Origin of the sequence: Streptosporangium saharense, from assembly GCF_014203715.1 — a bacterium.
In the GTDB taxonomy this organism is placed as follows: domain Bacteria; phylum Actinomycetota; class Actinomycetes; order Streptosporangiales; family Streptosporangiaceae; genus Streptosporangium; species Streptosporangium saharense.
Window position 1 is genome coordinate 343370 of sequence record NZ_JACHJP010000001.1, and the last position, 13489, is coordinate 356858.

Genomic DNA, 13489 nt, shown 5'->3' on the forward strand with positions numbered 1-13489 from the left:
TATCTACCATATCTTGGCCTATCAACGGGTCTATCGCTGTATGGTCGCCAGACGTAACATCCCCAGAGGACGCCGAAGGCTCGGCCTCCTTCCCGATCATGTAACAGGAAGTGCGCACTCGGCGATGGGTAACTGTGTTGTCTCGGGGGTTCGCTGTGCCCCGGTGTGAATGAGGGGCGGAGGATATGGACTTCTGGAAGACCATTTTCGGTCTCGCCAGACGTAAGGCCATCGGTCCGCCCCTGGCGGTCCTGTCCGTCATCTCCGCAACCCTGGTCTTCCTCCTGCTGCCGACGTACTACGTCTCCACGGCGTCGATGGTCCTGACGACCCCGGCCACCGGTGGAACGCTCTCAGCCGATCCGACCAAGCCGCTGGGCCTGACCAACCCACTCCTTCAGTTCAGTGACGGCCTGCGTGTCACCGCGGGCATCCTGATCCTGTCCATGAACACCCCCGAGGTCGCGGCCGAGCTCGGCGTCGTCCCCGACGGCCCCACCCAGATCGTGATCAACGACGGGCGGACCAACCCCGACCTCCTGGGCATCAGCACCAACGGCCCGTTCGTCTACGTCGAGGTGCAGAGCAGGTCGGCCCCCGCCGCGCAGGACGTCGTGCTGCGCGCCAAGCAGCGCATCCGCAGGGAACTGGCCAACCGCCAGCAGGCTCTCAAGGCCCCACGCTCGACGTTCATCACGGTCGTCGACGTCGTGCCCTCCTCCGTCCCGACGGCGAAGATCTCCGGCAAGCTCACCGCCGCGGGCGCGACGATGTTCCTCGTGCTCTTCGGCGGCCTGAGCATCGTGTACGGCGTGACACAGCTCAGGGGCGGGCGCAGGCGGCCCCCGCAGGGCGGTCCCGCCGAGGCGGCGCGCGACGAGCGGGAGGCGCAGGAGGAGCAGGCGTGGGAGGCCGCGGGAGCGGGCAGGGAGAGCGGTTCCACGACCCCGGTCGCCGACCAGCCCCTGGTCACGCGGCACGCGTCCACTGTTTCCGACTCCGGTGAAGGACCGTTCCAAGACGACTCCGCCGGACTGGTCGTCGTGGTCGACGATGACGAACCGCAGGACCCCTCGGACACTGTGGTGTTCACCCGGGTCGGCTGGCGGGACGAGCGGAAATGACACCCCTGGCAGCCGGGAGCCGGTGTGCCCCGCCGTACGGCAGGCCAGGACGGTAACGGCCCGCCGACGCGGGCGATGACATCGACGGATCACGGTCACGAAGGCCGGGGAGGCGCGCGTGGACTTCTGGGGAACGGTCCTTGTCCTGTTCCGGCGCTGGTACGTGGTCCTGCCGACCTTCGTTCTCTCGCTGGTCGCGGCGGCGGCGATCTACTCGACGGTCCCCACGACCTACACCTCCTCCGCCGTTCTCATCCTGACCACCCCGACCACCGGTGGCAGCCTGCCGACCAACCCCCGCATGCCCAACGGCCTGACCAACCCGATGCTGAACTTCGACCGGGGACTGAGCATCTCGGCCTCCATCCTCATCGCGGCGATGGGCACCCCGGACATGGCGGTCGAGATGGGCGCGGTCGAGGGCGGCGACACGGCCTTCAAGGTCAACAACGGCAGCAGCAACATCGAGTCGCTGGCCACCGGCCCGTACGTGTTCATCGAGGGCGAGAGCTCGACGCCGGAGGCCGCCAAGGACATCGTGGTCCGGGTCATCGCCAGGACGAAGCTCGAACTGGTCAACCGCCAGGAGGCCGTGAAGGCGCCGAAGGCGACCTACATCAGCGCCTACGAGGCCGTACCGCCGACCGAGCCGCTGGCCCAGCGCGGACGCAAGCTGCGGGCCGTGGCCGCGGCGGCGGGCGTCGGGGTGATCGCGAGCCTGTTCATGGCGTTCACGGTCGAGAGCTTCGTCACCACCCGCAGACGACGCCGCGAGGAGGCGGCCAAGGGCACCCCGGGGCCGGTGAGCACGCCCCCCGCGGAGCTGGGACAGCTCAACGGCCGGCTGCCCGCGGGCACCCCGGTCACGAGGACCTGATCCATGGCCACCTCCTCGGTGAAGGTCGCCGCGCCCGCTCCCCGCGTCTCCTCCCGCGACCTCGCCCAGCCGCTGCCCAGGCGCGCCGACGGCGCCACCCTGGTCGCCTTCTTCGTCATCAGCCTGACGATCGTCCCGGCCCGCCTGGTGTTCCGCGGCATCCCGCTCTCGCTGACCCCGGCCAACTTCATGGCCCTGCTCGCGGTCTTCTGCTGGATGTTCGCGCACTTCACGACCACGCTGGGGATGGCCAAGGGGCGCACTCCCGTGCGCACGGCGCTGTTCGTCTTCCTGACCGCGATGATCGCCACCTTCGGCTACTCGACGTACGGCTACCTGCCCTCCGACGAGCTCAACCTCGCCGACCACGCGCTGATCCTGCTGGTGGCCAACGCCGGGATCGCGCTGATGATGTGCGACGGGGTCCGTGGGCAGGAGCGTCTGGACTTCGTGCTGAAGACCGTCGTGGTGACCGGCGCCGCCGTCGCGGTGATCGGTGCCCTGCAGTTCCTGATCGAGTTCGACCTCACCCGCTATCTCGCGCTTCCCGGCCTGCGCTACACCTCCGAGGACGCCTCGATCATCGCCAGGTCCGAGTTCCGCAGGGTCGCCGCGACCACGGGCCACCCCATCGAGTTCGGCGTCATCTGCGCGATGATCCTGCCGCTGGCCGCCCACTACGGTTTCAAGGCCCGCGAACTCGCCCAGCCCGCCCTGCGCTGGTGGGCGTGCGTCGGCATGATCGCGCTCGGCCTGATGTTCTCGGTCTCGCGCTCGGCGGTGCTGAGCCTGGCGGGCGTCGCCTTCGTGCTGTTCCTCGGCTGGCCCGCCCGGCGGCGCGTCCAGGCCGTGCTGGTCGCGGTGGTGTTCCTGATCGGCATGCGGATCGCGGTCCCCGGCCTGATCAACACCTTCTACAACCTGTTCGCCAACGCCGGCAGCGACGACAGCATCCAGTACCGCACGCACGACTACGACGTCGCCGCCTACGAGCTGGCCAAGCACCTGTGGCTCGGCCGGGGGATGGGCACGTGGTACGCCCCCAAGCACCAGGTCTTCGACAACCAGTACTTACTTTCGGCGGTCGAGACGGGGCTGCTCGGCATCGGGGCTGTCGTGGCGATGTTCGTGTGCGGCATCTACTCGGCCCTGCGGGCCCGCCATCTCAGCACCGACCCCATGACCCGCGACCTGGCGCTGACGCTGGCCGCCTGCCTGGTGGTCCCGCTGATCGGGGCCGCGACCTTCGACCTGATGTCCTTCGCGACCGTGACGGGGCTGTCCTTCGTGCTGATCGGCGCGACGGGCGCGCTGCTACGGACCACGGCGAGCACCGCCGTACCGCGACCCCGCACCCACCGCCTCACCTGGCGCGAGGCCGCCCGCCTGGGCGTGCGACGCCTGTTCGGCCGCTGACCTTCCCGGTCACGGGTTTTCCGGGGTACGGCTCGCGACCACGGTCTGGACGAAGGCGCGGATCAGCGCGCTCTCCTTGGCGCCACGCCAGACCAGTCCCCACCGGCAGGGCGGGGCGTCGCTGATCGGCACGAAGGCCAGGGACGGCCACGGGTAGAAGCGGGCGGCGTCCCCGGCGACCCCCGCCGCGGCCTGGCCGGAGGAGACGACGCTGAGCACCTCCTGCCAGGTGGAGACCAGCGGCCCCCGGTTGACGGGACGGCCAGAGGGCGTGTGGAAGGGCGCGAGGGTCTCCTCCATGTAGGCCGGGGTCGAGCGGACGGAGACCACGGTGCACTCCCCGAGATCCTCAAGGCTGATCGATCCGCGCCGGGCGTAGGGGTGGTCGGCGGACACCATGAGCATCACCGGCGAGGTGTGCACGACCGGGCTGACGGCCAGGTCCGGCTCACGGACGGGAAGCCACAGCAGCGCCACGTCGACCTCCCCCGAGCGGAGCAGGTCGAACGGGGCGGGCGGCTGGATCTCCCGGTGCCGCAGCCGCGCCCCCGGGTGACGCGCCTCGAACAGCTCGATCACGTCGCCGAACTCCATGGCGATCGGGCCGATCGTGCCCAGGGTCAGCGTGCCCGACGGGCCCCGGGCCACCTGCGTCGCGGCGTCGATCCCCGCCATGATCTGCCGGTAGCCGACCTCCAGATCGCGCCTGAGCCGCTCGCCGAGCGGCGTGAGCCGTACCGTGCGGGTGGTGCGGTCGAACAGGGGCGCGCCGATGCGCCGCTCCTGCTTCCTGATCGCCTGACTGACCCTGGCCGTGGTGACCCGCAGCCGGTCCGCGGTACGGCCGAAGTGCAGTTCCTCGGCCAGCGTCAAGAAGATCTCGATGTCTCGAAGCTCCATCTTCCCCCCAGATTGTCAATCTATTGGTTAACGGTGCGTTGTCGAGACCGTCGTTGTTCGGCGGGAGGGGTTCGACGAGGCTTGGGCCACACGCAGTTTCGTGAGGAGTTTGAACGTGAACATCCTGATCTCCGGGGCCAGTGTGGCCGGCCCCGCGCTGGCCTACTGGCTGCACCGTCAGGGGCACCGGGTGACCGTGGTCGAACGGGCTCCGGCGCCGCGCGACAGCGGTTACGCGGTCGACTTCCGTGGCCGGGCCTTCGAGGTGCTGGAGGGGATGGGCATCCTTGAGGAGGTCCGCGGCCACGACACCCGGATGCGCGGCACCGACCTGGTGGACGCCGAGGGCCGCGTCACCGGGGAACTGCCCGCCGAGGCCTTCGCGGGCGAGCTTGAGGTGCCCAAGCGGGACCTGACCCGCATCCTGCACCGCGTCACCGAGGGCGACGTGCGCTACGTCTTCGGCGACTCCATCAGCGCCCTCACCCAGGACGGGACGGGGGTGCGCGTGGAGTTCGAGAACCACGAGCCCGCCGAATACGACCTGGTCGTCGGTGCCGACGGGGTCTACTCGACGGTACGGCGACTGGCCTTCGGCCCGCACACCGACCACGTCCGGCACCTGGGCATGTCCGGGGTCGGCTTCACCACGGCCAACCACCTGGGCCTGGACCGCAGGGGAGTGCTGCACAGCGCGCCGGGCCGGGCGATCTACCTGTTCAGCGCCGCCGAGCCCGACAGGATGACCGTCAGCCTGTCGTTCGCGACCGACTCCCCCCAGCTCGACCTGCTCGACCGCGCCACGCAGGAGGAGCTGGTCAGGACCGCCTTCGCGGACTTCGGCTGGGAGGTCCCCCGGCTGCTGAAGGAGATGGGGGAGGCCGAGGACCTGCTGTTCTCCTCGGCCTGCCAGGTGGAGATGGACCGCTGGTCGACGGGCCGGGTCGTGCTGGTCGGCGACGCGGGCTACTGCGCGGCCCCCTCGTCGGGCATGGGGACCTCCCAGGCCCTCATCGGGGCCCACGACCTCGCCCGGCGCCTCGCGGAGCACGACGGGGACCTCGCGGGCCTCACGGCGGCCTTCGCCGCCCACGAGCGGGAGCTGCGCCCCTACGTCGCCGACAACCAGCGCCACGGCCGCGAGGCCGTCAAGATGCTCGGCGGCTGACACGGCGACGGTTCTGGTACGGCGAGCGGTTCCTTCGACGCGTCGGTGGTTCTGGTACGGCGACGGGGCGGACGCTCGCGCGCCCGCCCCGCCCTCTCCTACGAATACGAACGTGTCACTTCGCGCAGGGCAGCGCCTTGACGACGGAGGTGACGTTGTAGTCCTTGTCGATCGTCACGATCGAGTTGTTCTTCCAGGAGATCTTGTCGCAGTCGGCCTCGACCGGGCCGTACGCCCAGCTCTTGTCGACGATCTGGTTGCCCTGGACGATCAGCGTGCCACGGGCGTTCTTGAGCTGGATGCTGTAGGTGCCGCCCATGACGAGGTTGTTGGTGACCACGGCGTCCACGATCTGCGGGTCGGTCAGGAAGATCGGCGCCGTGATGTCCTTGACGCCCCGCTGGTCGATGGTGTTGTGGTCGAGGACCAGGCCCTTGCCGGTCTTGTAGGTCTGGATGCCGTCGGAGTGGTCCCCGGGGTTGGAGCACAGCCGGACGAAGGAGTCACGGATGACGATGTTGTCGCCCGAGGCCCGGAAGCCGTCGCCGTGGTTCCTGACGAGCACCCGTTCGGCGGTGAACTTGCTCTCCCCGACGCCGGGCAGCGTGTTGCAGCCGCTCGCCGGGCCGACGGTCGAGTCGTAGATCTTGAAGCTGTAGGTGTTCGGGCCGAACTCGTTGATGACCATCCCGTCGATCTGGCTGTTCCTGACCACCACGTTGTTGGCGGTGATCAGCAGGTCACCGGCGATGTGCACGCCGTTGAGCTCGGTTCCGGCCGTGGTGACCCGGTAGCTGCGGCCCTCGTTCAGCGCCTTGGTCGTCAGCTTCGTGCCGGGCGGGACACCGGTGCAGTCGGGGGTCGGGAAGCCGTCGCAGGAACGGCCGCCCGGCTCCTGGGGCTTGGTCGGCTCGGGGGTCGGCTCCGGGGACTTGGTCGGAGTCTTGGTGGGGGTCGGCTCAGCCGTACCGGTCGGAGACTTGGTCGGCGTGGGCAGGGGGGTCTGGCTGCGGGTGGGCTCGACAGTGGGGGTCGGCTCCGAGGTGGGCCAGTGGGTGGGGGTGGGCCTCGGGGTCGGCTTCCACGTGGGCCAGTTGGTCGGCCTGTGCGTGGGCGTCGGGCGCGTGGTGGGCGTCCTGGTGACGGTCACGGTGGGCGACGGCTCGTACGTGGGCAGATCCGTCGGCAGGTCCGTCGGCAGATCTGTCGGGACGTTCGTGGGCACGCTCGTCGGCCAGTGGGTCGGCCTGTGGGTGGGCCTGCGGGTCGGCCAGTTCGTGGGGCCGCTCGTGGGCTCCTCGGTCGGCCACCTGGTCCACGTGGGGGTGGGGGTGGCGGTCGGCCAGCGGGTGTAGGTGGGCCTCGGGGTGGTCGGCCTGCGGTGCTCGTGCCAGCGGAAGATCACGTCGACCCAGTAGTTGTAGCCCTTGGGGTTGGACTTCCTGGGGAAGGCGCTGCCGCCGTACCCGAACACCCCGGCGTTGCGCGACGTCGTGCTGAGCGGGCCGGAAGTTGCCGATCCCGCTCCCTGGGAGCCGACGTAGGTGCCGTGGGCGCTGTGGTACGAGACGGTGTAGACCTGACCGGCCTCAAGCTGCACGGGCGAGGAGAAGCGGGCCTCCTGCCAGCCCGAGGCGGTCTCGTCGGGGAAGGTGACCTTGGCGAGGCGGCGGCCCCGGGCGTCCCAGAGGCTGCCGGTGTGCTGGCCCTTCTCGCCGGGGGCCTTGTAGAAGCGGACCCCGGTGGCCGCGCCGTCCTTGGCGGCGGTGAAGCGCGTGCCGAGTTCGACGGGGGCGCGGTCGGCGTGCGTGGGCGCCTTCACCCGCTCCTCGGACGACCAGAGGCTGGTCTCCTGCGGCTGTTCCGGCTCCTCCTCGGCGGCGGCGGGCTTGGCGGCGGCCGCCGGGGTGATGGTGACCTCATCGCCGCGGGTGACGACCCAGGCGACCGGGACGGTCACCCCCACCAGGGCGACGACCAGGGCCGCTACCAGACCGGGCCGCGTCCGTCTGCGATGGGATGAGCCGTCCTGGGGTTCCCCACCCCGGCGTGGGGGGTGTGTACTTGCCATCTCTCTGACCTCCGCACCGACCTGGGGTCGGCTCGACGACATGTCTGGTTGGTCCTCGTGCAGAGGACATTGTTACGACAGAGGCCACAGTTACGCATCATTTTCTGCCGATTATCCGTAAGTGTTATGACATACCGGTCAGATGAACTATGTGAAGATCAAGTTTTTCGTGTATACATCGCGGGCGCCGGAAAGGCCGGAAACGAAGATCGAAAAATGATCGTCAGGTGCACTTCAGCGGGCCGACGGTCGAGGTGACGCGATAGTCGGCATCGATCGTGACCAGCGTGTTGTCCGCCCAGTCGATCTTTTTGCAGTCGGAATCGACAGGCCCGTAAACCCATGATCCGTCAACGAGTTTGTTGCCCCGCATCACGAGCCTGCCCCGCCCGTTCCTCAGCTGGATGCTGTAGGTGCCGCCCATCACGAGGTTGTCGGTGACCTCCGCGTCCACGATCTTCGGGTCGGTCAGGAAGATCGGCGCCGTGATGTCCTTGACGCCCCGCTGGTCCACGGTGTTGTGGCTGAAGACCAGTCCCCGGCCCGTGCCGTAGGTCTGGATGCCGTCGGAGTGGTCGTCGGGGTTGGAGCACAGCCGGACGAAGGAGTCGCGGATGACGATGTTGTCCCCCGCGGCGCGGAAGCCGTCACCGTGGTTGCGCACGTGCAACCGCAGGGCGGTGTACTTGCTCTCCCCGACGGCGGGCAGCGACTGGCAGCCGGTCGCCGGGCCGACCGTCGAGTCCATGATGGTGTACCTGAAGGTCCTCGGGCCGATCGCGTTGATGACCAGCCCGTCGATCTGACTGTTCTTGATCGTCACATCGTTGGCGGCGACCAGCAGGTCACCGGCGATGTGCACGCCGTCGAGCACGTCCCCCGGCTCGGTCACGCGGTAGGCGCCGGGCTCGGTCAGCTCCATCGGCTCCAGCCGGGTGCCCGGCGGCACACCGGTGCAGGCGGGGGTGGGGTAGCCGGGGCAGCGGACCGCGGCGGGGGAGCGCGCGGGGGTCGGCGCGACGGCGCCGGACGGGCTGCATCCCGTCACCAGGGCCAGCGCCGCGGCCGACAGGACACCGAGCGGGATGAGCCGTCGCATCTTCACTCCGTCGCGGTAGGACCGATGAGCCGCTTCTGCAATTGTGCCCACGAACCCGCGGAAAGATCCCGTCCGCTGATCGAGGAGACCGGAAGAGGCCAGTGAATACCCAGGTCAGGGTCGTCGTAGCGGACCGACAGGTCCTCGGCGAGGTCGTGCTCCCTGTCGATGCGGTAACAGACGTCCGTCTGCTCGGTCAGCGCCTGGAAGCCGTGCAGCATGCCCGGCGGCACGTACAGGGTGGTGAACGTCTCGTCGTCGAGCAGCACCGAGACCTGCTCGCCGAAGGTCGGCGAACCGGCGCGGGCGTCCACCAGCACGTCCTGTACGGCACCGCGGGCGCAGCGCACCAGTTTCGCCTCGCCCCGCCCGGAACGGCCGTGCATCCCGCGGATCGTCCCCCGCCGCGAACGGGACTGGCTGTCCTGCACGAAACGGCCGGGGTCGAGACCCGCCCGCTCGGCCACGACGTTGTCGAAAGTCCTGGTGAACAGGCCACGGTCGTCACGGTGTGGCGTCGGAATGAACAACAACACCCCGTCGATGGCGGTTCGTTCTACTCTCATCCTGTGATTCCCTTCGAGAGGTGGAAGGCGGGCCGGTGAACAGCGTCACCAGTCCTGTCGTGAGCATCGTGGTCCCGGCCCACAACGAGGAGACCGTCCTCGCGGGCAACCTCGACCGGCTGCTCGCGGACACCGAGCCCGGCGAGTTCGACGTGATCGTGGTGGCCAACGCCTGCTCCGACCGCACCGCGGAGGTCGCCGTACGGCCCGGCGTGCGTGTCGTCGAGACCCCGGTCTCCGGCAAGGCCAACGCGCTGCGCCTCGGCGACGAGCTCTGCGCGACCTTCCCCAGGATCTACCTGGACGCCGACGTCGAGCTGGACTCCGGCTCCGTGCGCGCGCTCGTCGCCGCCCTCGACCAGCCGGGCGTCCTGGCCTGCGCCCCCGTCCCGGTGTGGGACATGACGGGGGTGAGCTGGGTGGCGAGGCGCATGCACAAGGTCCACAACGAGCTGGTGGCCCCCTTCAGGGCGCTGGCCGGGGTCGGCGTCTACGCGCTCACCGAGGAGGGACACGCCAGGGTCTTCCCCATCCCGGACGTGCTGTCCGACGACGGCTGGACGCACGGCAGCTTCGCCGTCCACGAACGGGTGGTCGTACGGCAGGCCACCTCGCTGGTGCGCCCGGCCAGGACCGTCTCCGCGCACCTCAGGCGGCGGGTGCGGGTACGGCTCGGCAACCGTCAGCTCGCGACCCTGGGCCGCTCCGCCCCCGAGGGCCGCCTGCGCCTGGGATCCCTGGGGGCGTTGCTGACCGGCGGGAAGGTGAGCCCGCTCGACGCGGGCTGCTACCTCGCCGTCCTGGTGATGGACCGTGCCATGACCAGGTTGCGTAGCTCCCGGGGCGGCCAGGTGCAGTGGGGCACCGACGTCGGCAGTCGTTCCGAGGCGGGGTAGCCGACAGGGCCGCCCCGCCGTACGGCGCGGATCGTCAGGCACCGGCCCGCTCGGTGATGGTGTATATCCGGATCGTGCCGAAAGGCCCGTCCTGCTTGTCCCTGCGGCTCCGGTTGACGGTCCTGACGTGGCGGAAGCGCCCGGTGCTCGTCAGGAACTCGTCCTCGGTGGGGTTGAAGTAGATCACCGTGACCTCGCGCGGGTTGTCGTCGACGCTGGCGACCAGTTTGCGCATCACGGTCGCGAAGGTCTCGCCCCTGAAGGGGTTGTTGAGGAAGACGACAGTCACGTCACGGGGGATCTCGTAGTCGAGCACGTCGGAGCTGACCAGCTCGACGTCCTTGCAGCGCAGGCGCAGCCGGGTACCCGCGACGTTCTGCCGGGCGATCTCGCTCAGCTCGGCGGACAGCTCGACCCCGATCACCTTCTTGAAGGGGTAGCGCCAGGCCGCCTCAAGCACCATGCGCCCCATGCCGGAGCCGAGATCGACGAACACGTCGTTCTCGTTCACGGCGTCGCGGGGGAGCGTGCGGCGCAGGGTCTGCCAGTTCGCGGCCGAGTAGTAGACCCGCTCCTCGTGCGCGAGCCCGAACTTCTCCAGGCTCACGACGTCGGAGGTCCGCACGCCGTACCGGCGCTCGAACAGCAGGCGGACGGCGCCGCTGCGCAGTGACTTGTAGTGGCGCTTGAACCCACCGGCGATCCCGCCGAGGAGGGCGGTCGTGCCCTCGACGAGATCGACGCCGACCTCCACGACGGAGGCCAGCTCACCGGTGGTGACGCTCAGCAGAAGCCCGCTCATCGGGGGTGCTCCTCTCGTTCGGACTGCTCAGGAGACGGCTGCCTCGTAGGCGGCCAGAAGAGCCTTGGACGACTGCTCCCAGGACAGCGGGCCCGCGACGCGCGCCCTGCCGATCTCGCCCATCCGCCCGCGCTCGGCGGGGTCGTCGAGCAGGTGGGCGACGAGCTTGGCGAACTCCGACTCGTCGTTGGCGGGCGCGTAGAGCGCCGCGTCCCCGGCCGAGACCCTGGCCTCCTTCAGGTCGAAGGAGACGATCGGGCGGGACATCGCCATGTACTCCATGATCTTGTTCATGGTGGACACGTCGTTGAGCGGGTTGAGCGGGTCGGGGGCCAGGCACACGTCCGCCGCCGACAGGTAGCGCAGCAGGTCCTCGTCGGAGATCCGCCCGGTGAACTCGACCTGGTCGGACAGGCCGAGCTTCCTGGAGAGCGCGACCATCTCGTCGAAGGTGTCGCCGCCGCCGAGGAAGACCGCGTGCCAGTCCTTGCGGCCGACCTCGTCGCGGAGCTTGGCCAGCGCCCGCAGCGCGTAGTCCACGCCGTCCTGGGGACCCATGACCCCCAGATAGCACAGCATGTACGGCTTGCCCTTCTTGAGCGCCTCCTCGACGGGGACCTGCCGGAAGCGCTCGACCGCGGGCGCGCTGCGCACCACGAACACCTTCTCCGGCCGCTTGCCGCCCCTGCTGACCGCGACGTCGCGGTAGCTCTCGTTGGTGGCGATCACCACGTCGGCCGCCCGGTAGGTGAGCCGTTCGAGCCTGCACACGGCCCGGTAGAGGAAGTCCTGGCCCCGGTCGAAGCGGGAGAGGTACAGCTCGGGCACCAGGTCGTGCTGGTCGAACACGAACCGCGCGCCCTGCCGCTTGAGCCGCTTGGCGACGAGGTAGAGCAGGTCCGGCGGGTTGCAGGCGTGCACCACGTCCACCCTGCCGACCTTCCTGGCCAGCCTGAAGGTGTGCCACAGCGCCGAGCCGTACTCCTGGACGTAGCCGAGGGGACCGCCGGTGGCCGCCTTCAGCGGGTAGCGGTGGATCTTCACCCCGTCGATCTCGGCGTAGGGCTCGGTGTCGCGTTTGGTGCCCTGCGGGCAGATGACGTGCACGTCCCACCCGGCGTCACGCAGCGTGGTGCTCTCCTGCCACACCCGCCTGTCGAACGGGACGGAGAGGTTCTCGACGAGGATGAGTGCTTTACCAGCCAAGGCCAACGTATCCAGGGTGCGCCCGGCGCGTCTCCGCGTCGGGAAGGCGGACGAGGTCGATGATCGTGCGGTCTCCCGCGTTGTCGAGCGCGCTCAGCACCGCGGGGTCCTTGCAGCCGACGACGCAGACGTCGGCGTGCGCGAGCACCTCCTCGACGGAGTTGGTCAGCAGGTCGCCCAGGTGCGGGAGCCTGCCGTCGATGTACTCCCTGTTGGCGCCCATGAGCCGCGACAGGGTGACGTTGGCGTCGTAGATGCGCAGGTCGTAGCCCTTGCCCAGGAGCCGCTCGGCCAGCTCGACCAGCGGGCTCTCCCGCAGGTCGTCCGTACCGGGCTTGAAGGACAGGCCGAGCAGCCCGACCTTGCGGCTGCCCGCGGCGGTCACCAGGTCGAAGGCGCGCCTGAGGTGGTCCTCGTTGGAGGGCAGCACGTGCGACAGCAGCGGCACCGAGACGTCGGCCCGCCTGGCGGCGTAGACCAGGCCGCGCAGGTCCTTGGGCAGGCACGAGCCGCCGAAGGCGAAGCCGGGGCGCAGGTAGGCCTTGCTGATGTTGAGCTTGCTGTCGGCGAGGAAGACGTCCATGACCCGGTGGGAGTCGAGGCCGAGCGCCTGGCAGATCGCCCCGATCTCATTGGCGAAGCTGATCTTCAGCCCATGAAAAGCGTTGTCCGCATATTTCGTCATTTCGGCGACGGCGATCGGCACCCGGAAGACCTCGCCGGGAAGCCCCTCGTACAGCGCCGCGACCGCGTCACCGCTGGCGGCGTCGAACTCGCCGATGACGGTCTTCGGCGGGTCGAAGAAGTCGCGGACGCTGGTGCCCTCGCGCAGGAACTCCGGGTTGACCGCGACGCCGAAGTCGGCGCCCGCCCGGTAGCCGGAGGCCTTCTCCAGGATCGGGACGAGCAGGTCGAGGCAGGTGCCCGGCAGCATGGTGCTGCGGAAGACGATCGTGTGCCGCCCGTTCTTCGCGGTCAGCGCCTGGCCGATCTCCTCGGCGACCCGCTCCAGGTAGACGGTCGACAGGCTGCCGTTCTGGGCGGAGGGGGTGCCGACGCAGATCAGGGAGATGTCGGTCGCGCCGATGGCCTCCGCCACGTCGGTGGTCGCCCGCAGCGCACCACTGGCCACGACCTCCGCGGTCAGCTCGCCGATCCGCTCCTCGACCACCGGCGCCTTGCCCCGGGAGATGAGGTCCACCTTCACGGGGTTGACGTCCACGCCGACCACCTCGTGCCCGCTGGCCGCGAGGCAGGCCGCGGACACGCAGCCCACGTAGCCGAGCCCGAACACGCTGATTCTCATTTGTGCGCTGCCTCCATCGCGTCATGTGCGGCCGGGCGCGAGGCAGGAGGCGTCTTGC

12 protein-coding genes are annotated in these 13489 nt (G+C 69.5%); 5 read left to right on the forward strand and 7 right to left on the reverse strand.

Annotation, left to right across the window (positions count from 1 at the left end):
* Window positions 1-185 precede the first annotated feature (185 nt).
* The 3 genes from FHS44_RS01710 to FHS44_RS01720 all read left to right on the forward strand — a co-directional run bounded on the left by FHS44_RS01710 (window position 186) and on the right by FHS44_RS01720 (window position 3417).
* Entirely contained in the window at window positions 186-1124 is a 939-nt protein-coding gene (locus tag FHS44_RS01710; protein ID WP_184712073.1) for a hypothetical protein, read from the forward strand.
* Window positions 1125-1242: 118 nt separating this feature from the next.
* Window positions 1243-2001 (forward strand): hypothetical protein, encoded by a 759-nt coding sequence (locus FHS44_RS01715; protein WP_184712074.1) that lies wholly within the window; start codon window positions 1243-1245, stop codon window positions 1999-2001.
* 3 nt (window positions 2002-2004) lie between these two features.
* A complete protein-coding gene (locus FHS44_RS01720; protein ID WP_184712075.1) occupies window positions 2005-3417 on the forward strand; it encodes an O-antigen ligase family protein in 1413 nt (470 codons plus the stop codon).
* Between the two features lie 9 nt (window positions 3418-3426).
* Here FHS44_RS01720 and FHS44_RS01725 read toward each other — a convergent pair whose 3' ends face one another.
* Window positions 3427-4317: a LysR family transcriptional regulator gene (locus FHS44_RS01725; protein WP_184712076.1), complete on the reverse strand. Its 891-nt coding sequence runs from the start codon at window positions 4315-4317 to the stop codon at window positions 3427-3429.
* A 115-nt stretch (window positions 4318-4432) separates the two neighbouring features.
* Here FHS44_RS01725 and FHS44_RS01730 point away from each other — a divergent pair, with 115 nt between their 5' ends.
* Complete coding sequence (locus FHS44_RS01730) at window positions 4433-5485, forward strand: FAD-dependent monooxygenase (protein WP_221460285.1); 1053 nt, start codon at window positions 4433-4435, stop codon at window positions 5483-5485.
* Window positions 5486-5600: 115 nt separating this feature from the next.
* Here the strand turns inward: FHS44_RS01730 and FHS44_RS41585 are convergent, their stop codons facing one another.
* From FHS44_RS41585 to FHS44_RS01745, 3 genes are all read right to left on the reverse strand, one after another.
* Entirely contained in the window at window positions 5601-7556 is a 1956-nt protein-coding gene (locus tag FHS44_RS41585; protein ID WP_184712078.1) for a DUF4082 domain-containing protein, read from the reverse strand.
* Window positions 7557-7779: 223 nt separating this feature from the next.
* A complete protein-coding gene (locus FHS44_RS01740) occupies window positions 7780-8655 on the reverse strand; it encodes a hypothetical protein (protein ID WP_184712079.1) in 876 nt (291 codons plus the stop codon).
* Window positions 8656-8657: 2 nt separating this feature from the next.
* Window positions 8658-9221, reverse strand: a complete 564-nt coding sequence (locus FHS44_RS01745) for a dTDP-4-dehydrorhamnose 3,5-epimerase family protein (protein WP_184712080.1) — start codon at window positions 9219-9221, stop codon at window positions 8658-8660.
* Window positions 9222-9256: 35 nt separating this feature from the next.
* On the opposite strand from FHS44_RS01745, the gene FHS44_RS01750 reads away from it, so the two are divergent.
* A complete protein-coding gene (locus tag FHS44_RS01750; protein WP_184712081.1) occupies window positions 9257-10117 on the forward strand; it encodes a glycosyltransferase family 2 protein in 861 nt (286 codons plus the stop codon).
* A gap of 34 nt (window positions 10118-10151) precedes the next feature.
* On the opposite strand, the gene FHS44_RS01755 is transcribed toward FHS44_RS01750, so the two are convergent.
* From FHS44_RS01755 to FHS44_RS01765, 3 genes are read right to left on the reverse strand one after another with little or no spacing between them, the layout of a single operon-like run.
* A complete protein-coding gene (locus FHS44_RS01755; protein ID WP_184712082.1) occupies window positions 10152-10919 on the reverse strand; it encodes a methyltransferase domain-containing protein in 768 nt (255 codons plus the stop codon).
* A gap of 27 nt (window positions 10920-10946) precedes the next feature.
* Window positions 10947-12125: a glycosyltransferase family 4 protein gene (locus FHS44_RS01760; protein ID WP_184712083.1), complete on the reverse strand. Its 1179-nt coding sequence runs from the start codon at window positions 12123-12125 to the stop codon at window positions 10947-10949.
* Window positions 12115-13431: a nucleotide sugar dehydrogenase gene (locus FHS44_RS01765; protein ID WP_184712084.1), complete on the reverse strand. Its 1317-nt coding sequence runs from the start codon at window positions 13429-13431 to the stop codon at window positions 12115-12117. The genes FHS44_RS01760 and FHS44_RS01765 overlap by 11 nt, the downstream gene beginning before the upstream one ends.
* Window positions 13432-13489: the final 58 nt, after the last annotated feature.